The organism is Bradyrhizobium sp. MI1.7, from assembly GCF_055811795.1.
Genome location: NZ_JBVVPO010000001.1, coordinates 472,097 through 491,791, shown reverse-complemented (window position 1 = coordinate 491,791; position 19,695 = coordinate 472,097). Strand labels below are relative to the sequence as shown.

The 19,695-nt window shown below is 64.4% G+C and carries 23 protein-coding genes and 1 pseudogene; 12 read left to right on the top strand and 12 right to left on the bottom strand.

Translation table 11 applies throughout. From position 1 onward, the window contains the following. Positions 1-31: 31 nt before the first annotated feature. Entirely contained in the window at positions 32-1,039 is a 1,008-nt protein-coding gene (locus tag AC0L3X_RS02415; protein ID WP_063984018.1) for an alpha/beta fold hydrolase, read from the bottom strand. A gap of 463 nt (positions 1,040-1,502) precedes the next feature. On the opposite strand from AC0L3X_RS02415, the gene AC0L3X_RS02410 reads away from it, so the two are divergent. The 5 genes from AC0L3X_RS02410 to AC0L3X_RS02390 all read left to right on the top strand — a co-directional run bounded on the left by AC0L3X_RS02410 (position 1,503) and on the right by AC0L3X_RS02390 (position 3,562). Beyond that, positions 1,503-1,982, top strand: a complete 480-nt coding sequence (locus tag AC0L3X_RS02410; protein WP_155795277.1) for a hypothetical protein — start codon at positions 1,503-1,505, stop codon at positions 1,980-1,982. Continuing rightward, complete coding sequence (locus AC0L3X_RS02405; RefSeq protein ID WP_063984017.1) at positions 1,979-2,182, top strand: hypothetical protein; 204 nt, start codon at positions 1,979-1,981, stop codon at positions 2,180-2,182. Before AC0L3X_RS02410 ends, AC0L3X_RS02405 begins: the two co-directional genes overlap by 4 nt. Before the next feature lie 157 nt (positions 2,183-2,339). Beyond that, complete coding sequence (locus tag AC0L3X_RS02400; RefSeq protein ID WP_187387736.1) at positions 2,340-2,492, top strand: hypothetical protein; 153 nt, start codon at positions 2,340-2,342, stop codon at positions 2,490-2,492. Between the two features lie 85 nt (positions 2,493-2,577). Then, the gene (locus AC0L3X_RS02395; RefSeq protein WP_063984016.1) at positions 2,578-2,913 is read left to right on the top strand and encodes a hypothetical protein; all 336 of its coding nucleotides are present in this window, start codon (positions 2,578-2,580) and stop codon (positions 2,911-2,913) included. Positions 2,914-2,941: 28 nt separating this feature from the next. Further along, the gene (locus AC0L3X_RS02390; RefSeq protein WP_063984015.1) at positions 2,942-3,562 is read left to right on the top strand and encodes a hypothetical protein; all 621 of its coding nucleotides are present in this window, start codon (positions 2,942-2,944) and stop codon (positions 3,560-3,562) included. A 60-nt stretch (positions 3,563-3,622) separates the two neighbouring features. Here the strand turns inward: AC0L3X_RS02390 and AC0L3X_RS02385 are convergent, their stop codons facing one another. The 4 genes from AC0L3X_RS02385 to AC0L3X_RS02370 all read right to left on the bottom strand — a co-directional run bounded on the left by AC0L3X_RS02385 (position 3,623) and on the right by AC0L3X_RS02370 (position 7,435). Then, positions 3,623-4,762, bottom strand: coding sequence for a glucuronate isomerase (locus AC0L3X_RS02385; RefSeq protein WP_231144578.1), 1,140 nt, complete (start codon positions 4,760-4,762; stop codon positions 3,623-3,625). A 347-nt stretch (positions 4,763-5,109) separates the two neighbouring features. Continuing rightward, positions 5,110-5,331: a hypothetical protein gene (locus AC0L3X_RS02380; RefSeq protein ID WP_175618061.1), complete on the bottom strand. Its 222-nt coding sequence runs from the start codon at positions 5,329-5,331 to the stop codon at positions 5,110-5,112. 26 nt (positions 5,332-5,357) lie between these two features. After that, positions 5,358-6,584: a carboxylate-amine ligase gene (locus AC0L3X_RS02375; protein WP_063984014.1), complete on the bottom strand. Its 1,227-nt coding sequence runs from the start codon at positions 6,582-6,584 to the stop codon at positions 5,358-5,360. Positions 6,585-6,604: 20 nt separating this feature from the next. Next, positions 6,605-7,435 carry a class II glutamine amidotransferase gene (locus AC0L3X_RS02370; RefSeq protein WP_063984013.1) on the bottom strand — a complete coding sequence of 277 codons (831 nt, stop codon included), beginning with the start codon at positions 7,433-7,435 and terminating at the stop codon, positions 6,605-6,607. A gap of 203 nt (positions 7,436-7,638) precedes the next feature. On the opposite strand from AC0L3X_RS02370, the gene AC0L3X_RS02365 reads away from it, so the two are divergent. Together AC0L3X_RS02365 and AC0L3X_RS02360 are read left to right on the top strand one after the other, a co-directional pair. After that, positions 7,639-8,235 (top strand): hypothetical protein, encoded by a 597-nt coding sequence (locus AC0L3X_RS02365; RefSeq protein ID WP_231144579.1) that lies wholly within the window; start codon positions 7,639-7,641, stop codon positions 8,233-8,235. Further along, on the top strand, positions 8,232-8,717 hold the full coding sequence (locus AC0L3X_RS02360; RefSeq protein ID WP_231144580.1) for a hypothetical protein: 486 nt from the start codon (positions 8,232-8,234) through the stop codon (positions 8,715-8,717). Before AC0L3X_RS02365 ends, AC0L3X_RS02360 begins: the two co-directional genes overlap by 4 nt. Before the next feature lie 52 nt (positions 8,718-8,769). Here the strand turns inward: AC0L3X_RS02360 and AC0L3X_RS02355 are convergent, their stop codons facing one another. From AC0L3X_RS02355 to AC0L3X_RS02340, 4 genes and pseudogenes are all read right to left on the bottom strand, one after another. Then, on the bottom strand, positions 8,770-9,399 hold the full coding sequence (locus AC0L3X_RS02355; RefSeq protein WP_473316237.1) for an FMN-binding negative transcriptional regulator: 630 nt from the start codon (positions 9,397-9,399) through the stop codon (positions 8,770-8,772). A 74-nt stretch (positions 9,400-9,473) separates the two neighbouring features. Further along, entirely contained in the window at positions 9,474-10,940 is a 1,467-nt protein-coding gene (gene pdxR, locus AC0L3X_RS02350; RefSeq protein WP_231144581.1) for a MocR-like pyridoxine biosynthesis transcription factor PdxR, read from the bottom strand. Between the two features lie 51 nt (positions 10,941-10,991). Beyond that, positions 10,992-11,569: pseudogene (locus AC0L3X_RS02345) on the bottom strand (redoxin domain-containing protein). Positions 11,570-11,615: 46 nt separating this feature from the next. After that, positions 11,616-13,373 (bottom strand): MOSC and FAD-binding oxidoreductase domain-containing protein, encoded by a 1,758-nt coding sequence (locus tag AC0L3X_RS02340; protein ID WP_063984009.1) that lies wholly within the window; start codon positions 13,371-13,373, stop codon positions 11,616-11,618. A gap of 174 nt (positions 13,374-13,547) precedes the next feature. Between AC0L3X_RS02340 and AC0L3X_RS02335 the strand changes: the two genes are divergently transcribed. The 5 genes from AC0L3X_RS02335 to AC0L3X_RS02315 all read left to right on the top strand — a co-directional run bounded on the left by AC0L3X_RS02335 (position 13,548) and on the right by AC0L3X_RS02315 (position 16,465). Then, positions 13,548-13,928: a nuclear transport factor 2 family protein gene (locus AC0L3X_RS02335; RefSeq protein ID WP_231144582.1), complete on the top strand. Its 381-nt coding sequence runs from the start codon at positions 13,548-13,550 to the stop codon at positions 13,926-13,928. A 453-nt stretch (positions 13,929-14,381) separates the two neighbouring features. After that, positions 14,382-14,855, top strand: coding sequence for a TerB family tellurite resistance protein (locus AC0L3X_RS02330; protein WP_063984008.1), 474 nt, complete (start codon positions 14,382-14,384; stop codon positions 14,853-14,855). A 2-nt stretch (positions 14,856-14,857) separates the two neighbouring features. Then, on the top strand, positions 14,858-15,220 hold the full coding sequence (locus tag AC0L3X_RS02325) for a hypothetical protein (RefSeq protein ID WP_283018642.1): 363 nt from the start codon (positions 14,858-14,860) through the stop codon (positions 15,218-15,220). Continuing rightward, positions 15,217-15,852: a TerC family protein gene (locus AC0L3X_RS02320; protein WP_063984006.1), complete on the top strand. Its 636-nt coding sequence runs from the start codon at positions 15,217-15,219 to the stop codon at positions 15,850-15,852. Before AC0L3X_RS02325 ends, AC0L3X_RS02320 begins: the two co-directional genes overlap by 4 nt. Before the next feature lie 34 nt (positions 15,853-15,886). After that, a complete protein-coding gene (locus AC0L3X_RS02315; protein ID WP_085404852.1) occupies positions 15,887-16,465 on the top strand; it encodes a TIGR00645 family protein in 579 nt (192 codons plus the stop codon). Between the two features lie 16 nt (positions 16,466-16,481). Here AC0L3X_RS02315 and AC0L3X_RS02310 read toward each other — a convergent pair whose 3' ends face one another. The 3 genes from AC0L3X_RS02310 to AC0L3X_RS02300 all read right to left on the bottom strand — a co-directional run bounded on the left by AC0L3X_RS02310 (position 16,482) and on the right by AC0L3X_RS02300 (position 19,664). Further along, positions 16,482-17,450, bottom strand: coding sequence for a helix-turn-helix domain-containing protein (locus AC0L3X_RS02310; RefSeq protein ID WP_063986457.1), 969 nt, complete (start codon positions 17,448-17,450; stop codon positions 16,482-16,484). 176 nt (positions 17,451-17,626) lie between these two features. Then, positions 17,627-18,187: a DUF2478 domain-containing protein gene (locus tag AC0L3X_RS02305; protein ID WP_063984004.1), complete on the bottom strand. Its 561-nt coding sequence runs from the start codon at positions 18,185-18,187 to the stop codon at positions 17,627-17,629. A 67-nt stretch (positions 18,188-18,254) separates the two neighbouring features. Further along, the gene (locus tag AC0L3X_RS02300; RefSeq protein ID WP_063984003.1) at positions 18,255-19,664 is read right to left on the bottom strand and encodes an aldehyde dehydrogenase family protein; all 1,410 of its coding nucleotides are present in this window, start codon (positions 19,662-19,664) and stop codon (positions 18,255-18,257) included. Positions 19,665-19,695 lie beyond the last annotated feature (31 nt).

Below are 19,695 nucleotides of genomic sequence, written 5' to 3'. Positions count from 1 at the left end.
GACCAGATGCTTCTCGGGAGAATCAGGTGGCTCAATGCAGCGTTTCCGCCGCGGCTTCGTCGACAGCGGCCATCAGGTCAGCCGTATCCGATTGCTGGATCATGTGACCCGCATTCGGGACGCGACGCATCTTGCTGTGCTTGATCTCGTCATGCAGCCTGCCGGACTGTTCGTCGATGTCGATGAGGCGGTCGTCCTCGCCGGCCAGGATGGTGACCGGCATGGCCAATTCGCCGTAAGTCTTCGCCGACAGCATCGCAGAAGGGACCATCAACGCCGCTTCCGCGGCACCCGCACGAAGCTGCGACGGACGCACCGCCAGTGATTTGGGGAAGCCGTCGAATTTTTCCGGGACGGATTTGGGCCCGAACAGCTGCCGCAGCATCGTCGGCCACATCAGGCGGCTGAGGATCGGCGAGATCGTGTGACTGAGGATGTCGCCAAACCCTGGTATCGCCGGCCCGGCCATCGCCATCATCGCGTCGGTGCGGGCCGTCGGGAAATAATAGCCCGACGCCAGTATCAAGGCTTCGACCAATGAGGGGTGCCTGCTTGCCAGGGCGATCGCAACCGATGCGCCCCAGGAATGTCCGAGCACGATCGCCTTGTCGACGCCAAGGTGCGCAAGCGCGTCTTTGAAAAGGTCGGCTTGGGCGGCCGGCGTCCACACCACGTTGCGCGGCCTCAGACTGTGCCCGAAGCCGGGACGGTCGAACACGATGACCCGATAGTCCTTGGCTGCAAGATCGATCAGGCCACTCGACTCGAAATCCTGGATCATGCTGCCATTGCCATGGAGCAGAACCAGCGGGCGTCCGGACCCGCGCTCGACATAGTGCAGCCGAACACCGTCGATGTCGATGAACCGCCCTTGGGGCGGATTATCACGCTGCGCCTTGTCGGCAAGGCGCCGATTGACGAACGCGGCCGCTGCGAGCAGGCCGGCCGTCGCGGCAATCGTGGAGGCCAAGGGATGTTCTGCGAGAGCATGAAGGGCCGTGGCCGCCAAAGATGGCGAACGTTTTTTCAGTATGCGCATGTGACACTTTCGCTGACTGCGGCCAGCTGTTGGAGAGTGGGGAAGGGACGCTTCCGCATTGACGCCCTTGGTCGCATCACGACCGCGATGGCGCCGGATTCTTGCTGGAGGAGATTTCCGTGCGTCGCGGGTGCGGTTCGGAGACCGGATCAGCACCATCGAGCAGGGATCGATTTCGCCTTCTTGGGACCCGGAACAGTGCTGGTCCGGACCTCCCGGCATGCGCATTCACGGATCATGTCGTGCAGACGCAACAGGAGGGACGGAGAGATGTTCCTAATCCAATCGATGCAGCCAGCAGTCGGAAAATGCCGTAGATCGGAGGTAAAGGCGTGGTTCCTCGGGGCCGCGCACTGGTGAATGTCATTTGCGACACCATATCCAGGATATCACCCGCACAGACATGACAGGCGCCGGTGACAGAGAGACGCTGCCGCGCTCCCGCCACAACCGGAGGCGCGCATTGAACGTTATCTCCTATCCCCTGCATCTCTGCCGCAAGTTCGATCGCCGCTGGAGCGCGAAAGCGGTTCAGGACGAGACACAGCAATCCCCGTCACAACGGCCCAACGGCTGTACCGCCTGCGGGCGAATAGTGGCGGCTCCCTTGCATGCGACCTACTTGCCCACCGGGAACTTCGTCAATCAGTGGCGGTGCCCTGTGTGCAAGAACTCCTGGCAGACCTCTGCCGATGCCACGAGCAGCACTGATATCCAATTGAGCCAGTCCGAGCATCTTCGGCAGAATGCCGGGCACTGCCTGACGCTGGAAGACACCGCTGCCAACGACGCGGCGCGCAAGCAGTTCAGGAGCATGGGCGATGCCTGGCTCGCTCTCGCGGAGACGCAGGAGTGGCTCGATGGCGCGACGCCGCCGGTCTCGCGACCGCAGCCGCAAAGCGCTGATTTGATTCCGATGCCAACGCAGGGGCGTTCGTCATGAATGAGAAGCGCAACCGCGTGCGTCAGGCGGATTCACTTGCCGAGCGTCTCGCAGCTGATGCACTGAGGCTGCGTGAAGAGGCCTCGCACCTTGAACCCGGCCCAGAGCGGGATGCGCTGCTGAGCAAGGCACACCGGAACAAGATGGCTGCCGATATCAACTCCTGTCTGACCGCTCCGGGACGCCGCTTGCCTGGATAGCCAGCGCAGATCTCGAGCCCGAGCTTTCACCGTTTGCCAATAGTAACGAACCACCAAGGGTCCGATTGAGACCCATGGACGATTTGGCGTGGGCAGCACTGCCGGGTCTGACGCAGGCAAACGGTCACCTTTCCCCGGAATGCAAGGACCAGATGACATGGATCGAGACAAGAGCGGCCGCATCGTTGAGACTGCGCTCGAAGCGCGCCAAGGCGAGCTCGGTCCCAGCGTGTTGATGCTGCTGGGTGTGAGTGTGGGACTTGCAGTCATCCTCATGGTGATGACGTGGATGATATTCTTCAGAACCTGAGCGTGAAGGAGATGTCAAAGCGCGAGACGTAGGAACTAAAGCTCTGATGGGGGCTTGGATCACTCCTTAGACACTGGAGACCATCATGAAGCGCCCATCGTTTATCGTTTGCATTTCTTTATTCGCGGCGGCCACCGCCTTCGCAGCTGCTCCGGCCTCGGCACAAAATCCACCGGCGCAGTCCGGACCGAACAACAGCGCGGTCAACAGCGCGGGGCAAAACAACTCCGACGCTCCTGTCGCAGGTCGCAACAGTTTCACCGAAGGACAAGCCAAGTCGAAGATCGAGGATGCCGGCTACGCCAACGTCACCGAACTGAAGAAGGACGACAACGGTGTTTGGCGCGGCCATGCCAGCAAGGGTGGATCTGCCACCGCGGTCAGCGTCGACTTTCAAGGCAACGTCAATTCGGCCAAGTAAGCCATTAAGCAAATAAGAAGGACACACAATGACCGTTACAATTTCTCGTCTTTACGACAACTACAGCACTGGGCAGCAGGCGGTTCAGCGTCTCGAAGCTGCCGGCGTGCCGCATTCGGACATCAGCATCGTCGCCAATAATTCGGACAGCTGGTTCAACACCGACAAGAAGGTAGACCGTGACCGCGATGGCGTCGACGACCGCGCCGAAGGTGCCGGCAAGGGCGCCGGCATCGGTGCGGGCGTGGGTGGCACTGCCGGCCTTCTCGCCGGTCTCGGCCTTCTCGCAATCCCCGGCCTCGGACCCGTCGTTGCAGCCGGTTGGCTCGCCGCCACCGCGGTCGGCGCGGCCGCCGGAGCCGCCACCGGCGGTGTCGTCGGAGCGATGACTGAGGCCGGCATTTCGCGGGAAGATGCGGACTCCTACGCCGAGGGCGTGCGTCGGGGAGGCACGCTGGTGTCGGCGCGGGTCGCAGATGCCGATCGATCCCGCCTTGACGCGGTCCTGAACGAGTCGTCCGTCAATTTGCGTGACCGCAGCGCGGCCTGGCAGAAGACCGGATGGAAGTCGTTCGATCCCGCCAGCAAGCCCTACGGCGCGGACGAAGTTCGCAAGGAGCGGCAGCTCTATAGTGGATCAGTGCGCTAAAGTTCATGCGCCAAATGAGATCGCGACGGCCCGCTTCGGCGGGTCGTCTTTTTTGCGCGGCTACGCGTACAGATACCCGACCGGCTTGCCCTCGGTGCGCAGGGGACGGATGTCCTTCTGCGTGATGATCTGGCCGGCGAGGCCGTCGATCTCGTCGCGCTGCGTCGGCGTCCAGCCGCGAAGCTCGTTCATGCCCTTCAGCAGGCCGAGCCTGAGGACCTGGGTGTTTTCGCCGAGGCCGACAAGGCTGATCGAGCCCTTGCCTGCCGTCACCACATCGCCGGCGGAGAGTTCAAATGCCTCGCCGGACCTTTTCTTGAACTCGGCTGTGCCGCGAATGACGCGATAGATCACGACCTCGCCCTTGGCGAAACAGGTCGGGTCCGCGGCGATCGACGTGCTCTTGGGCAGCAGCGACTGGCCGGGTGGGTCGGTTGCGATGATGTGGCCGGTGACGAGATGGCCGCTCGGCACTTCGATGCCGATGTCGCGCACGTACACCGGCAAGGCCGATTTGATCGGACCGTCGACGAGTGGCTTGAACAGCGCGTCCAGCGCGAGGGGATCCTGAAGCCAGAAGCCCGCGTCGGCCGGCCGGTTGTGCAGCGGGTGGCTCCAGGCCACGCGCGGCGTCTCGGCCTCGTTGATCTGGTCCGGACCGACGATCGTCGGGTTCGGAAAGGTCGTCGGATCGGTCACGAAGGCTTCGAGGAATTTGCCAGAGTAGCCCATCGAGATCGGATCGGGTACCACGGTCTGCGGCGTCTTCAGGTTTTCTTCGGTCGACAGTCCCGACCAAGTGTAGAACAGCTGGCGGTGGACGATCGCGCTTTGCAACATCACCGCACCGGGGCCGACATTGTAGAAGCGCCCGTCGTAGTCGAAGGTGAAGGCGCCCGAGGTGACCAGCACGAGCTGAAAGCCGCCTGGCGGAAGATGAAGATGGAAATCGGTGGGGCCGGTGTCCGGGCGGTAGATCGGGAGGTTCGTCGCGACTTCGTGCAGGAGGAAGGTTTCGTTGTTGGCGTGGAAGCCCTCGTTCGCGCGGTTGTAGAGGGCTTGCGGCCGGTACGTCGCTTCGAACCTGGCGTTCCTGTCGCGATCGATCGCCACGAAATCCTGAGCGTTGAGGCGCAGTGGCGCGCCGTTCGGATGGGTGAGGCCGGTAAATTTGAGATCGCCGGCGGCATGCACGTTCATGGCACTCTCCGATCTTTGCCGCTCATCCGGTCTCCGGGCGCACGCATCTTGCTGCGCCAATTCGTGGGAGCAGGGAATCAGGCCTGACGCTGCCTTGCGAATTCTGGGCCAGTCGGGATGCAGCACGATGCGCGGGCTCGGCGGCTCCGCACGGCGCGATGAAAAATCGAGATTGCACCTGAGGTTAGACGGCAGGTCAGGCTGCCTTGCCTGGGCCACATCGCCGAGCCCGCAACCCCGGCGACGGGGTGCGTCTTGTCTAATTTGTCGGCAAGCCCTGGTGCGATCGTGCAGCCGCGCAGGTCGCGTCGATCAGCAAAGGCCGGCGGCCGGGCATGCGCAACCGCTCATTCGAACGGCTGACGTGTGATCCGCTCGGGCTTGCCGATGGGGCTGTCCGCCCACTTCGCCATGTCCACCGTTCGCGCGTCGATGCCTTCGCACCAGAGGCAGCTGAGCTCCGCGCGGCCCTTGGCCGAAAGCAGCGGTACAAGTCCGTGGCCGCAGCCAGCGCAAGACGTGACGCGATTCACGCGTTCCTCCACGATCACCGAATTCAGGAGCGACATTGTCGTTCGCCAAGCTTGCGCGGGCGCTATGACGGCGCACGAACGCTTCCGATCGGAGCGCTCGCGCCCGAGATCGTCGAGGCTGCGATCCAGCGCGAGACCGCCCCGATGTCCTCCGCATTCTCGCGATAGGCGCGAAGCTGGAATTCCGCCGAGCTGCCGCGCTCCACGATGGTCCGGCAGTGCTCGACCTCGGCGGCGCAGTTCAGCGCGGCTGCGTCCCCGGCGACGTCGTCGATGATCCGGGCCAGCAGCTCCGAGATGGTGACCGGCCCGTCTTTCGAGGCAAAGATGCAATCGGTGCCGTAGCGCTGGGCCCGCCATTTGTTCTCGACCGCAATCGCGCGTTCGACCACCGTGACCTCCTTCGACCGATGCGGCCGCAGATAAAGATGGCGCGTCAGGCAGCGATAGAGCGAGGCGATGGCAACGGCGTCGTCGATGAAAGTGCAGGTGTCGGGCGCGCGAAGCTCGAGGGTCGGATGCCTCATGGACGGCCGCATCGCCCACCAGATATGGCTCTCGTCGGGAATCACGCCGGAGCGTTGCAGCGCGCCGACATATTCGTCGTAGTCGTGCCTGGTTTCGAACAGTTCGGGCAAGCCGGTGCGCGGCAGCTCGGAATAGGCGGCAAGCCGGTAGCCCTTCAGCCCGGTCTTGTGGGAATTCCAGAACGGGGAGGAGGCCGACAGCGCGATGAACAGCGGCAGATGCGGCAGCATCGCCCGCATCACCGCCATCCGCTTCTCGGGATCGGGCAGCTGGACGTGCACATGCATGCCGCACATCATGTTGCGGTGGCCGATGCTGCGCAGATCCTCGATCATCTCCTCGTAGCGCGGCTTCGGACTCGGCTGCGACATCCGCCAGACCGCGGTCGGATGCGTGCCGCAGGCCATGATGACGAAGCCGTATTGCGCGGCGACGTTGGCGACCTCGCGGCGGAGGAACCGCAGCTCTTCCCGGGCGTCATTGACATCGACGTGAACGTTGGTGGCAACCTCGAGCTGGGATTGCAGCATCTCCCGCATCGCCTGGCCGCCGGTGGACCAGTTCACCGACTCGAACAGGGCGTTGGGCGTTTCGATCGCGACCTCGAAGCTGCGGCGATCGGCGAGGAAGTATTCCTCCTCGATGCCGAAGGAATATTCAGCCGCCTTGCCGCGTCCGCCGGCAGAGCGGATGACGAGGTGCTGCTTGTCATCGGAGGAATCGAGGCGCAGCAGTTTCAAAACGTCTGAAGCAAATGTCATAGGGCCACCCGGCAGTGGTATTACCTGCGGGCAATAATCCGCATGACGCGGGCCGGTTCCGCGTCGGACCCACCGGAAATTGCAACGTCGAACGGAACAATTTTCACGTTTTCGGACGCGCGCGCGACCAGCGCGTGATTCGGCGGAACTTCCGTCCAGTCCGTTTCCTTGTCGAACGGCTCGGACACGACGACGACCTGGCCGCCGCCGGCCTCGCGATAATAGAGCGTGTTGGCGGCATCGTTGACCGCGACGCGAAACGCATAGAGATCCCGGCCGTTTGCGATCGCGCTGGTGAAGCGCAGGCGCTCACGAAGCTCGCCCTCGTTGACCAGGCCGACCAGCGATTGCAGCACGGCTTGCGTTGCGCCAAGTGGATCGCTGTCGAGTCCCGCGCCCATCATGGCGAGGAACACGGCTTCCGAATCGGTCGTGCCCAGCCGCGAGGGGTAGTAGGCATCGGGGATCAGCGCCTCGACCTTGCGCCGCAGGCGATTCCAGCTGCCGACGAAGCCGTTGTGCATGAACATCCACTGGCCGCAGGCGAACGGATGGCAATTCTGCCGCGTCACCGCCGTGCCGGTGGCGGCGCGCACATGGGCGAAGAACAGATGCGAGCGCAGATGGCGACAGAGGTAGCGCAGGTTTTCGTCCGACCAGGCCGGACGGGTCTCGCGGTAAAGGCCGGGCTCCGGATGCTCGCCATACCAGCCGAGACCAAAGCCGTCGCCGTTCGAGCCCGCGGTGGATTGCAGCGAGCGGATGCTCTGCGCGATCAGCGAATGCTCGGGCTCGGTGACGTAAGGCTCGAACGAGGTGGTCTCGCCCCGGTATGCGATCCAGCGGCACATGCGGCCTTCCTGTCAGGATGTGGCGTAAGGTTCACCAACAAGATCGCCTGTGTTGGGTTCCCCGGCGATGTGTTCTGCAAAGTCCGGATCATTTCTGCGGCGTGTTTTAGACGTTCATTTACCCTGCATTGCGGGAACCCGCGCATTAATACGTCTCTTAACGCCGACACAGTTAGGTTGCGCGCGAATTTTGAGTGCGCATCATGAGCCGATTTGTTCTTTTCACCTGCATGGCGTTCGTCTCCACGTTCGTGGGCGTCTCCTGGGCGATTCGCGGATTTCCGGTGTCGCACGTTTCGCTGGTCGGTGAATTGAGGCCCACGCTCAGTTCCTCGTTCGGCGATGAGCATTCAAAGGCCAAGCAGCGGAAGGATTGGGAAGCGGAGCACACCCTGCAAAGCGACAAGGACCCGAAGCAAGACGCACTGCGGATGGACGCATTGCAGGCAAGCACCGCTTACGCGATGTCGCCGTGCGACGACACCATGAAGGCGAACCTGAGGGCGGCTACGGAGGCCTATGCGCGGGGCTGGGTGAAGATCTACGACTGCCCAAATCCGAGAATGGGCATGTTCTGCAGTGAAGAGAAGCGCGATCGGGCGAACGCCGCGTATTCCACGCCGCTGGACGTTCGCGTCAAGGCGCAGCTGGCCGAGGCGTTCAAACAAAAGGGCATCGTCAAGGAAGACTTCCCGGAGGATATCCGCGACGTCGTTCTCTGGTTCACCGGGCCTGGTATGTTGTTTGATCCGTCTCCGGTATGCCTGCCACGGCAGCAGGCGTCGGCGAGCTTCAAATGAGCCGCGCCTGGTTCATCGTCTGGGCGCTTGTCATCTGGCAGGTCGCCGCCTGGGCATTCGCTCCGCAGAAGACAGCCCAGCGACCAGCAGCACCGGTCGATGGTCCGGGTTATGGTTCCAACGAAGAGATCTTCGTGGACGGTCGCGCAGGCTTGCGCCGCGAGACCGCTCTGGCGTTCGAGCGCCCTTATGGATCGCGTTGCGCGGGAGAGGGGCGGAAGCAATTCGTCGCCCATATCGACTACTACTATTATCGTCGTCAGAACGACATGGAACACTACCCCAAGATTTTCGGGAAAGCCGGGGCAGACTACATCGCCAAGCAATGGTCGACCGGAGACGACAAGCGCTTCGAACGCCTGACGCAGGAAGCCTACGCGCAAGGCTATCTTGCCCTATCGGATTTCGGTGACGTCGGGCGCAAACTGGCGGAAGCCGTTGTGAGGGGCGAGCGCGTCGTCGCGCATTCCTGCGCAAGCTGATGGTCCACGGAGACTCTCGGTGAAGCCTCTCAGCACCGAGAATCCCGCTCTCTCAGACCGGAAGCGGGACCAGGGCGGCAGCTTCGCGATCATGCGCGTCCTCGCTTGCCGCAAGACCTTGCGCGACGCCGACACGATCGGCCTCGGGGCGGTTCTGGCTCATCTTGCGCTTGCCCTCGAACCGCACGACGGGAATGCGGACGCCAACGATCCCGCGCAGTTGCGCGGCGATGAAATCGGCGGGGGCATCACTGACGGCCCACGGCTTTGCGCGCGCGCCCTCGTGCCTGTTCGTCAGCCGCGTCACGGCCTCGAGCAGGCGCTCCGGCTCCTGGAAGAATTCCACCGGACCATAGGCGTGCACGGCGACGTAATTCCAGGTCGGCACCACCTTTTCCGTCTCTTGCTTGGTCGCATACCAGGACGGCGTCACATAGGCGTCGGGGCCGTTGAAGATGGCGAGCGCATCGCCGATCGGCGGGAGCTTCCATTGCGGGTTGGCCTTGGCGACATGCCCATAGAGCACGCCGTGCTCGCCTTCACTCTCGTCGAGGAACAGCGGCAGGGGCGTGGCGACCGGACCTTCGCTGGTCGCCGTCACGAGGCTGGCGAGCCGGGCGCCGCGGATGGTCGCGCGGATGCTCTCGATGTCGTCGTCCTTGAAGGCGGGCGGGATGTACATGGCGTGTCTCCGTTCTTGATGCGGAGATAGCCGAAATCTGGCCTATATGAAACGGCCAGTTTTACATGATTTAATCAGTCCAGTTCGGCGGCGGCCTGCGCGAGAATCTTGCAGCCTCTCTCGATCTGCGCAATCTCCAGCGCCGAATAGCCCATGACGAGACCGACGGTCTTCCGCGCCCTGCGTGGGCCGACCAACAACGCGGAGACGGGATAGACGCCGACGCCTTTCGTGCGAGCCGCCTGGATCAATGCATCTTCGCGCTTCTGCGGCAGATCGTCGAGCCACGCCACCACGTGCAGGCCCGCCGCCGTGCCCTCGATCCGGACGCGATCTCCGAACCGGCGGCGCAACGCGGCGAGCAGCGCCTGCTGACGCTCGGCGTTGCGCCGGCGCACGCGCCTGACGTGGCTGTCATAGGCGCCGCTTTCGAGCATCGAAGCGAGAGCGTGCTGTTCGATCAGCGGCGTGTGCCGGTCCATGATCTGCTTGGCGGCGGCGAACAGGGATCGCAGCCCGGCGGGCACGACCAGGTAGCCGATCCGCAAGGTCGGGGAGAGTGTCTTGGAGACGGTGCCGAGATAGATCACGTTGTCGCTGCCCTCCAGCGCATGCAGCGGCGGGATCGGCCTGGTGTCGTAGCGATACTCGCTGTCGTAATCGTCCTCGATCACGTAGGCGTCGTGCTTGCGTGCCCAGGCGAGCAATTGGTGCCGGCGTCCGATCGGCATGACGCCGCCGAGCGGATATTGATGCGATGGCGTCACATAGGCGAGCCGGGCCTCGATGCCGTCGAGCCGCGTTGTCTCCAGTCCATCCGCGTCAACGGGGATCGGCACCGTCTCGGCGCCCGTTGCCGCGAGCGTGTGCCGCGCCATCTGGTAGCCGGGATCCTCCATCACGAAGCGGTCGCCGGCGTCGAGCAGGAGGCGCGCGCAGATGTCGAGCCCCTGCTGCGAGCCGTTCACGACAACGATCTGATCGACCTCGCAGCGGACGCTGCGCGATCGCCACAGATAGCCCTGAAGCGCGGTCCGCAGCCGCAGCGCGCCGCAGGGGTCGTCATAGGCCAGCCGCTCGGGCTTGCGCGCCATCGCCGCCGTCACGGCCTTCTTCCACGCCAGCACCGGGAAATCCGACGGCGAGAGCTCGCCATAGCGGAAGTTGGCGATGAGCCCGCGCGGCGGCTCGGTCCAGCGCGGCGGGTCCGACCGCAACCGCTCGCCGAAGGCCGACAGAAGCGGCCTGCGCGCCGAGGGCCGCGATGCGGCGCGCGCGCGTCCGCGTTCGACGACGGCGCGGGCAACGCGCGGCCGCGCGCCATGGCGTGTCTCGATAAAACCTTCGGCGGCGAGCTGTTCATAGGCGACGGTCACGGTCGAGCGCGCCACGCCCATCTCGCCGGCAAGCGCCCGCGACGACGGCAGCAGGCTGTCGATCCCGTAGACCTGCGTCAGAATCTGATCCCTCAGGGCTTCGTAGATCTGGCGCGCGCCCATGCGGCCGGCGCGATCGCCGGGAGTCGTCTTCATCTGGACCATCCACATTCCTGGCTCGGCATTCGTCCGAACGGACGATGCCGGAATGTGTTTCTAGTCCCGTTCGCCGAGAGTTTCGACGTAAGCCTTGCCGTAGGGATAAAAATGCTCCTTGCGGCCCTGATCCCAGAGGGTCTTCAGCCCGGGCGCGGTGATGTCCCAGTCCGGACGGCAATTCATGCTGACGGCTCGGAGATCCTGGCGCAGCTCTTCGACGGTCGGGCGTCCGAAGAACCAATAGCCGTTATAGATCTTGTGAACGCGCAGGCCGGGCTCCAGCACGATGACATGCGGGATCATCGGATTGTGGACGGGATCGGTGTATTCGGCGATGTCGAGATCCTTCTGAACGATCCGCCGCGAATCCGACAGGAAAGGCCAGTGCGCCCCGACGCCGCTGCGATATTCGTTGGTCTGGGTGATGTTGTCGGTGGTGATCGTGACCAGCCGGCAATAGCCGACCTCCATCTCGCGATGGAGTTGCAGCAGACCTTCGGACAGAAGCCGCCGCGGCCGAGAACGAGCACCATTGGATCGCCACCCTGCAGCTCGGAGAGCTTTCGGTGCTTGCCGGTGTGGTCGCTGAGCTCGTAATCCGGGAAGGTTACTCCCGGCATCATGTCAGGTCGCATTGAACTCTCCCATATCTTCTCGCATGTCTGGCGTGGGTGCCGACACTCACAGATCGATCACGACGTCGCCCTGGGGCCGTGAACAGCAGATCAGGACATTGCCGTCCGCTGGTGCGTCGAGCGGATCCGGCGCATAGCTGACCGCGCCGGCCACCAGCCCGCTCTCGCAGTTGTGGCACACGCCGGTCCGGCACGACCAGCGCACGGGAACGTCGCAGGCTTCGGCCAGCTCGAGCAGGCTGGCATATGATGGTCCCCAGCAGACATTGAGGCCGCTGCGGGCGAACGAGACCATCGGGCCTGGGCCGGTTGCGCCGGCCGGCAAGTGCGCCCGCTTCTGCGGGGAGGACGCTATGCCGGGTGTCAGGGATGGTCCGGCGCCGAACATCTCGGTGTGAACGCGATCCGCTGCGATGCCGAGTCCGGCAAGCCCGCGCGAGAGATCGGTCATGAACGGTGCCGGCCCGCACAGATAGAAATCGCCGTCGCGTGGGACGCCGACGGATTGAAGCACCCGGAGGTCCAGATGTCCGATCGTGTCAAAATCCACATTGAGGCGATCGCCTGGATCGGGCGCGCTGTAGCAGACATGGCTGTGATGGTGGGCCAGCCCAGCCAACAGCCCGCGCACCTCGGCGGCGAACGCATGTTCGCGACCGTTGCGGGTGCCGTGCAGCCACCAGACCTCTCGCGTCGATGCTTCCGCGGCGAGCGCGTGCAGCATCGCAAGCACCGGCGTTACGCCAATGCCGGCACTCAGCAAGACGACGGGCCGCGCATCTTGCCGTAGCGTGAAACTTCCGCGCGCCGCGCCGATCTGCACAGCGTCGCCAATCTTGACCTCGTCGGCGATATATTGGCTCGCCGCGCCGTGGGCTTCCCGCTTGATGCTGATGCGCCAGGACGCGGCATCGGAGCGGCTCGACAGCGAATAGCTGCGCGTCATCGCCGGTGCAGTGGAGGTGCCGAGCCGCACGACGACGAATTGCCCGGGCAGGGCGGCGGCGACGGGATGTCCGTCCGTGGGTTCGAGGATCAGCGACGTCACGTTGCCGCTTTCGGCGATCTTGCGCGCGACGCGAAACGGCCGGAAGCCGCGCCAGGCCGGAGGCGGGCTCGACGCCGGGCCGAGCCCGGCGTTTCCCGCCGTCGTATCCTTGCGCTGCTGCTCGAGCAGCGCCTCGAAGGAATGACGCCAGCCGCCGCTCAGCGCCGGAATTTTCAGCGCGCGCTCCAGGCCGTCGCGCGGGTGAGGAGGCAGATAGAGCAGCGCATTGATCTCGGACACGCTCATGCGTTCGGGGCCATCAGCGATCTGCGTGATCTCGTCGCCGGCCTCGACGTCGCCTTCCTCGATCACACGAAAATAGAAGCCGGGCCGGCCGTGCCTGACAAGCAGCGCGGCCATGTCCGGCTCCTCCATGCGAATCCCCAGCCGGTAACAGGTGACGCGCGGCTGCGTCACCTCGAACAGGGCAGAGCCGATTTTGTAACGGTCTCCGATGCAGACGTCCCTGTCGGCGAGGCCGTCGACGGTAAAATTCTCGCCGAATTGACCTTGGACGAGGTTCGATCGACCGAGGTGCTCCTGCCAGTATTGATAGGACTCCCGCTGGTAGACGTAGACGGCGCGCTGCTCGCCGCCATGACCGGCGGTATCGCCCTGTCCATCGCCGTCGATGTTGAGCCGGCGCACCCTGCGCGGACCACTGACGGGCGTCTTCCAGACGCCGGTATAAACGGTCTTGCCTTGCCACGCGATGTCGCGCGGCAGGCCGACATTGAGGGAGAGCAAACGGGCCATGGGGTTCCCCGGCGTGACGGCGCGGCTCTGGCGGTTTCCAGGTCGCTGCAATGCCAATCTGCATCCATGTCGGAATTTTGGCCCGTTAGTCGTTGTTAGACGTTGCTAGCCGGTCTTGTCGCCGGCTGTCTGCGTCCCGATCTGGGGGCAGACACCGCAAGACGGGAGATCGCGATGGATGATCAGGCGATACTGGCGGCCCTTCAGCGCCATTGGGCTGCGTCGGACGCGAATGATTTCGAGGCCGAACACGACATTTACCGTGAGGACGCCGTGCTCGACTATCCGCAGTCCGGCGAGCGCATCCGCGGCCGCGGGACGATTCAGGAGAGCCGGTTCGTGCAGCCCAACAAGAAGCGCTTCACGGTCCGCCGGATCGTCGGCGGCGGCGATCTCTGGGTGAGCGAGTTCGTGCTGACCTATGACGGCGTGCCGTCCTATGTCGTCAGCATCATGGAATTCCGCGAAGGACTGGTGGCGCACGAGACGCAGTATTTCGGCGAGAAGTTCGATCCCGCACCATCGCGCGCGCATCTTGTCGAGGTCGTGAGGTAAGTTGCGCGTCAAACGGCGGTCTCGTGCCCCGGACGGAGCGCAGCGCCTCTTCGGCGGTGCGCTGCTGAGCCGGGGCCCATATTGCGGCGGAATGCGTGGCCTTCTGGGTCCCGGCTCTGCGCAGCAACGCGAAGGGCGTTGCAGCGCGTCCAGGACACGGAGAGACGCGCACTATTGGTTAACCAGATCCACTGACACGGAACCCGATGCGGCGGCTGGTCGCAGTCTTGTTGCCTTGATTCCGGCCCACCCATCTTTATGTCTGGAGCGAACAAGAATCCGGGCCCCTCTGGCGAGGACGCCGACAATGTCGGCAAAACCTTGCGATGTCGGATGACCTGTCCCGCGCGAATGCGATGGATCGGCCGATCGTCGGGCCTTCTCGAGTTCTCTCCGACTCAATCGTCCCCATCGCAGCCCCGCGCGGTCATTTCGCAACGTAAGGGAGCTACGATGTCCGACGCCGCCACTTCAAATCCGATCGAAATCGAGATCACGGAACCGTCCAGGCTGAACGAGCAGGCTGCGGTCGCGTTGGTGATCGCCGGCGCGCTCGTCGCCGTCGCCGACCGGCGCGTTTCGCCGGTCGAGCGCGACGAGGTGATCCGCTTCATCAGGGATCGCGGACTGGCGCCGCACATGAGTGACGACCGGCTGTTTGCGATATTCGACGAACTGGCGGAACGACTCGAGGAGCCTGACTTTGCCAATGTGGTGATCGACACGTTGCGTCCGGTCTCGGACCTGCCGCTGTCGGCCCATTTGATGGAACTGTCGGAGCGCGTCGCGGCTGCGGACGAGGACGTGCATCCCCATGAGGTGCAGGCGATCAAGCTGTTGCGCCTGCTGACGCTCGTGCTGCCGCGCGCAAAGCCGGTGGCGCCGGGCAGCGCAGGCACTGAACGGCGCGCCGCCGCGCAGGAGTGAGCATGAGCACAGCATCGGACGAGCGGACGACAGGAAATCTGGTCACCACCGGCCAGATGGCCGGTGGCGACCCGCGCCTCGACAAACTCGTCCGTCGCCTGCCGCCGCGCATGGGCGACACCGTCGCCTATCTGCTCAAACCGTCCAGCCGCTGGGTGAGGATCCCTTCGGGCGCGCTGCTCATCGTTGGCGGCGTGCTCTCCTTCCTGCCGGTGCTCGGAATCTGGATGCTGCCGCTCGGCCTCGCACTGCTCGCCGAAGACGTCCCGGCGTTGCACGCCTCGCGCTCCAAGGTCCTGGATTGGGTCGAGCGGAAGAAGCCGCAATGGCTCGATCCGTCTGCATCGAAAAATGATCAATCATGACTGAATTCATCACCGCCGACGCGCTGACCGCGCTGCTCCAGGTCATCCTGATCGACCTCGTGCTCGCCGGCGACAACGCCGTCGTCATCGGCCTTGCCGCCGCCGGCCTGCCGGCCGAGCAGCGCCGCCGCGCCATTATCGTCGGCATCGTCGCCGCCACAGCCTTGCGCATCGTCTTCGCCGGCGTCGCGACCCAGCTCCTGCAGGTGATCGGCCTGCTGCTCGCCGGCGGCGTGCTGCTGCTGTGGGTGTGCTGGAAGATGTGGCGCGAGCTGCGCGAGCAGTCCGCGCACACCGAGCTCTCGTTGAGCCATGGCGGTAGCGCGGGCAGCGCACCGGCGTCGCGCAAGACCTTCGGGCAGGCGGCGTTGCAGATCGTCGCCGCTGACGTCTCGATGTCGCTGGATAACGTGCTCGCAGTCGCAGGCGCCGCGCGCGAGCATCCCTACATCCTCGCGTTCGGACTGTTGCTGTCGGTCGCGATGATGGGCGTCGCCGCCGATCTGCTCGGCCGGGTGTTGCAGAAGCAGCGCTGGATCGCCTATGTCGGTCTCGCCATCATCGTTTACGTCGCCTTCGAGATGATCTATCGCGGTTCGCTCGAGCTCGCGCCCGTCATCGCGAGTCTCTGAGGCGACAATTCCTGCCTGCAATCCGGAGTGATCCATGACGCCTGAACCCAAAGCACCTTCGGCGCACGCCGGGCCGCGACCGAAAATCGGCCCATTCGCCCAGCTCATCTTCGGCTCGCGCTGGCTGCAAGTGCCGCTCTATGTCGGCCTCATCGTCGCGCAGGGCGTCTATGTGCTGCTGTTCCTGAAGGAGCTCTGGCACCTGGTCGCGCACTCGTTCGACGCCAGCGAGCAGCAGATCATGCTGGTCGTGCTCGGACTGATCGACGTCGTCATGATCTCGAACCTGCTGGTCATGGTGATCGTCGGCGGCTACGAGACCTTCGTCTCGCGCCTGAACCTGAACGGCCATCCGGACGAGCCGGAATGGCTGAGCCACGTCAATGCCAGCGTGCTGAAGATCAAGCTCGCGATGGCGATCATCGGCATTTCCTCGATCTCGCTGCTCAGGACCTTCATCGAGGCCGGCAATCTCGGCACCACGCGCAGCAATTTCACCGAGTCCGGCGTGATGTGGCAGGTGCTGATCCACCTGACCTTCATCATTTCCGCAATCGGTATCGCCTGGGTCGACCGCATCAGCGAGAGCGGGCACCGCAAGGGTCACGCCTGAGGGGCGATCCGCACTCTCAGGCGCCGATGGCCAGATGCAACGGACGCCGTCCGCGTGCCAGCGTCTCGGACGGCGCTTCGCCGAAGGCCAGTCTGTAGCTCCTTGAGAAGTCGCCCAGATGCCAGAAGCCGTTACCGAGCGCTGCGGCCTTGACGGTCAAGCCATCGCCCCCGGTCATGAGCTGGACGCGAACGGCCCACAACCGTTTGAGGCGCAGATAGTGGTGCAGGCTCACGCCATGCACCGCGTGCGTCGCGACCTGGAGCGTGCGCACGGACACGCCGAGCGCGGCGGCGAGGTCGTCGCTGTAGAGCGGCTTGCTGCCGAACAGCGCAACGACGTCGTCGAGATGCGCGATCAGCTTGCGGTGCTTGTCGAATGAACCGGGGCGGGCGCTGCGTGCGCCTGCCGGCAGCAGGGTGGCGTCGAGGCCGGCGAGCAGCGTTTCCTGGATCGGGCGGTAGAGCGCCTCGAATTGCCGGGGATCGTTGCATGCCGACGCCAGCGAGAACATCTCCACGATAGCCGCGCGCAGGCGCGTCATCGGATCGTCCTGCGTGCGGACATAGGCGAGGCCGGTGTCGAAATCCGCCCAGCCGCGATGGCGCATGTCCGAGTTGAAGCGCAGCATCAGGTAAGTGTTGGGGTGATGCTCGATCGCCTTGACGGGGGCTTTGCCGCGCATGACGGCGATCATCGAACTATCGACCTCGCGGCCATTGGCGATGGAGTGAAAGGTGAGGGGAACAACGAGGCCGACGCCGTTGTCCGTGCCGATCTCGGCCTCATACCGCCGTGCAAAGGAGCGCTGGAGCACGAAGAGCCCGTCGCGGAGCGGCAGGATGGCGCGAGACAGCGAGAATTCCCGCGGACGGAGCGGCGTGCTGGTGCCGAGACCGAGCACCTCGTTGGCGCGAAATTCGTCGAAGTCCGAGAAGCGCTCGACGCCGAGGACGCGCGATGGCTTTAGCCGACGTACCGGCATTTCGGGATCCCAGGGCATGTCGGGGTGAGCGGGTTGAATCCGCACAAGCGTATCAGAGGCCCGACCGTCGGCCATATTCCGGGAAACTACTGCCTGCGCGGCGGCGACAGGGGAAGTCGGCGCGCTGCTGTGAGGACTTCACGGACAAGTACGCGAGTCCGGCAGGCTCAGATCGTTCACTTCAGAATTTCGCACACCGTAGGATGTGATCCGACGTCAAGCTGCGCGTTGCTTGTGGAGATGCTCCGCCACCACGCCTCCAGCGCGTCGCGCTCGCAGCCGAGCCTGACGCTCATGCCGCCGGCGAACTTGATCCAGTCGGCGAAATGGTCTCTGCCAACCGCGATCACCACGGGAATGTCGGCGTCGAGCGCGCGTCCGATCAGATGGGACAGGCCCTTGCCGTCGCGCTCGCGCTTGCCGAAGCGGTTGATGATGACGAGATCGGCGCCATGCGAGAGCGCGTCCGCGATCCGCATCCCCGCATTTTGCAGCCGCGCGAGATCGAGACGGCAGCCGCGCGCGGCCGGATCGAAATCCTGCGCGAGCAGAAGCGTCTCGCCGCTGTGAAGCAGCACGGCCGACAGGCTCAAATCCGCGCATTGCCCGGCCTGAACCATGCCGACGACGCGACGGCCACGCGCATTCAGATCCGCCGCAAAGCTGCGCAGGACCGCGTCGGGGTCCTGATGCGCCTCGTAGACGAGGGCGGCGAGGTCGCATTGCGCATCGAACATGGTCGGCCTCCGTTTGACGGCAAAGAATTGGGGCCGCGACGTTTCCGCCGCGGCCCCGGTTCTCCGATCAGGCCGCGGGCGGGCCGTTGATGATCTGCAGCTGTGTGAACTCGGCGAGGCCTTCCTCGGCGAATTCAGTGCCGATGCCCGATTGCTTGGCGCCGCCGAACGGGATGTGCGGGGCCATGTCGAGGTGCTTGTTGATCCAGACCGTACCGGACTCGAGCTGTGTTGCGACTTCGTGCGCGCGCTTGATGTCGGACGACCAGACCGAAGCGCCGAGGCCGTAGGTGGTGGCGTTGGCGCGGCGGATCGCATCGTTCTTGTCGGAGTACTTGATCAGCGGCAGCACCGGGCCGAACTGCTCCTCGTCGACCAGTTTCGAGCCTTCCTGGATGTCGCGCACGATGGTCGGCTCGATGAAATAGCCGGGACGGTCCATCGCCGAACCGCCGGCGACCACCTTGCCGTTCTTGCGCGCGTCCTCGAGGAACGTCTTCACCTTCTCGTACTGCATCTTGTTCTGCAGCGGCCCGAGCTTGGTGCCCTGCTTGGCGCCGTCGTCGACCACCGTGCTCTTGGCGATCGCGACCAGCTCGTTGCAGAGCTCGTCATAGACGGACTCGTGGACGTAGAGACGCTTGATGGCGAGGCAGACCTGGCCGGAGTTCTGGAACGCGCCCTCGAAGATGTCGGGAGCGACCTTCTTCGGGTCGACATCGTCGAGCACGATGCCGGCGTCGTTGCCGCCGAGCTCGAGCGTGATGCGCTTGAGCGTCTGCGCCGCGCTCGCCATCACCTTCTGCCCCGTGGCGGAAGAGCCGGTGAACGAGATCTTGCGGATATCAGGATGCTTGGTCATCTCGCCGCCGAGGTCGTTGGCGTCGGTGATGAAGTTGAGAACGCCCTTCGGCAGGACGTCCTTGATCAACTCGGCGAAGCGCAGGGTCGCCAGCGGCGTGGTCGGCGCCGGCTTCACCACCAGCGTGTTGCCGGCGAGCAGCGCCGACGGCAGCTTGAAGCTGAGGATGAGCAGCGGATAGTTCCAGGGAATGATGGCGCCGACGACGCCGAGCGGGCGGCGATAGGCTTCCACCTTGCGGTCACCGGAATCCTCGATCACCTTCATCGGCAATTCGAGCGAGCTGAGGTAGCGGAAGAACGCGGCCATGCCGAGGACCTCGCCGGTGGCGTCGCCAAGCGGCTTGCCTTGCTCGCTGGTGAGGATGTGGGCGAGCTCGCCCGAATTGGCCTCGATCACGTCGGCCATCTCGTTCACGAGCTTGCGGCGTTCCGCCATCGGGGTCGCGGCCCAGGCCGGGAAGGCGGCCTTCGCCGCGGCGACGGCGGCATCAAGCTGCGCCTTCGAGGCACGCGGACACTGCGCCAGCACCTCTTCGGTCGCGGGATTGAGAACCGGCATGGTCTGGTCGCCGGGCACCATCTTGCCGTCGATGAGAAGATTGTAGTCACTCATTGGCTTTGCGCTCCCTTGCAAAAACGGGCCG

Bases quoted from the DNA above. Each gene is read 5' to 3' on its own strand.
- AC0L3X_RS02415 (WP_063984018.1), bottom strand. From the start codon at position 1,039: ATGCGCATACTGAAAAAACGTTCGCCATCTTTGGCGGCCACGGCCCTT.
- AC0L3X_RS02405 (WP_063984017.1), top strand. From the start codon at position 1,979: ATGAATGAGAAGCGCAACCGCGTGCGTCAGGCGGATTCACTTGCCGAG.
- AC0L3X_RS02400 (WP_187387736.1), top strand. From the start codon at position 2,340: ATGGATCGAGACAAGAGCGGCCGCATCGTTGAGACTGCGCTCGAAGCG.
- AC0L3X_RS02395 (WP_063984016.1), top strand. From the start codon at position 2,578: ATGAAGCGCCCATCGTTTATCGTTTGCATTTCTTTATTCGCGGCGGCC.
- AC0L3X_RS02390 (WP_063984015.1), top strand. From the start codon at position 2,942: ATGACCGTTACAATTTCTCGTCTTTACGACAACTACAGCACTGGGCAG.
- AC0L3X_RS02385 (WP_231144578.1), bottom strand. From the start codon at position 4,762: ATGAACGTGCATGCCGCCGGCGATCTCAAATTTACCGGCCTCACCCAT.
- AC0L3X_RS02380 (WP_175618061.1), bottom strand. From the start codon at position 5,331: ATGTCGCTCCTGAATTCGGTGATCGTGGAGGAACGCGTGAATCGCGTC.
- AC0L3X_RS02375 (WP_063984014.1), bottom strand. From the start codon at position 6,584: ATGACATTTGCTTCAGACGTTTTGAAACTGCTGCGCCTCGATTCCTCC.
- AC0L3X_RS02370 (WP_063984013.1), bottom strand. From the start codon at position 7,435: ATGTGCCGCTGGATCGCATACCGGGGCGAGACCACCTCGTTCGAGCCT.
- AC0L3X_RS02365 (WP_231144579.1), top strand. From the start codon at position 7,639: ATGAGCCGATTTGTTCTTTTCACCTGCATGGCGTTCGTCTCCACGTTC.
- AC0L3X_RS02360 (WP_231144580.1), top strand. From the start codon at position 8,232: ATGAGCCGCGCCTGGTTCATCGTCTGGGCGCTTGTCATCTGGCAGGTC.
- AC0L3X_RS02355 (WP_473316237.1), bottom strand. From the start codon at position 9,399: ATGTACATCCCGCCCGCCTTCAAGGACGACGACATCGAGAGCATCCGC.
- pdxR (WP_231144581.1), bottom strand. From the start codon at position 10,940: ATGGTCCAGATGAAGACGACTCCCGGCGATCGCGCCGGCCGCATGGGC.
- AC0L3X_RS02340 (WP_063984009.1), bottom strand. From the start codon at position 13,373: ATGGCCCGTTTGCTCTCCCTCAATGTCGGCCTGCCGCGCGACATCGCG.
- AC0L3X_RS02335 (WP_231144582.1), top strand. From the start codon at position 13,548: ATGGATGATCAGGCGATACTGGCGGCCCTTCAGCGCCATTGGGCTGCG.
- AC0L3X_RS02330 (WP_063984008.1), top strand. From the start codon at position 14,382: ATGTCCGACGCCGCCACTTCAAATCCGATCGAAATCGAGATCACGGAA.
- AC0L3X_RS02325 (WP_283018642.1), top strand. From the start codon at position 14,858: ATGAGCACAGCATCGGACGAGCGGACGACAGGAAATCTGGTCACCACC.
- AC0L3X_RS02320 (WP_063984006.1), top strand. From the start codon at position 15,217: ATGACTGAATTCATCACCGCCGACGCGCTGACCGCGCTGCTCCAGGTC.
- AC0L3X_RS02315 (WP_085404852.1), top strand. From the start codon at position 15,887: ATGACGCCTGAACCCAAAGCACCTTCGGCGCACGCCGGGCCGCGACCG.
- AC0L3X_RS02310 (WP_063986457.1), bottom strand. From the start codon at position 17,450: ATGCCGGTACGTCGGCTAAAGCCATCGCGCGTCCTCGGCGTCGAGCGC.
- AC0L3X_RS02305 (WP_063984004.1), bottom strand. From the start codon at position 18,187: ATGTTCGATGCGCAATGCGACCTCGCCGCCCTCGTCTACGAGGCGCAT.
- AC0L3X_RS02300 (WP_063984003.1), bottom strand. From the start codon at position 19,664: ATGAGTGACTACAATCTTCTCATCGACGGCAAGATGGTGCCCGGCGAC.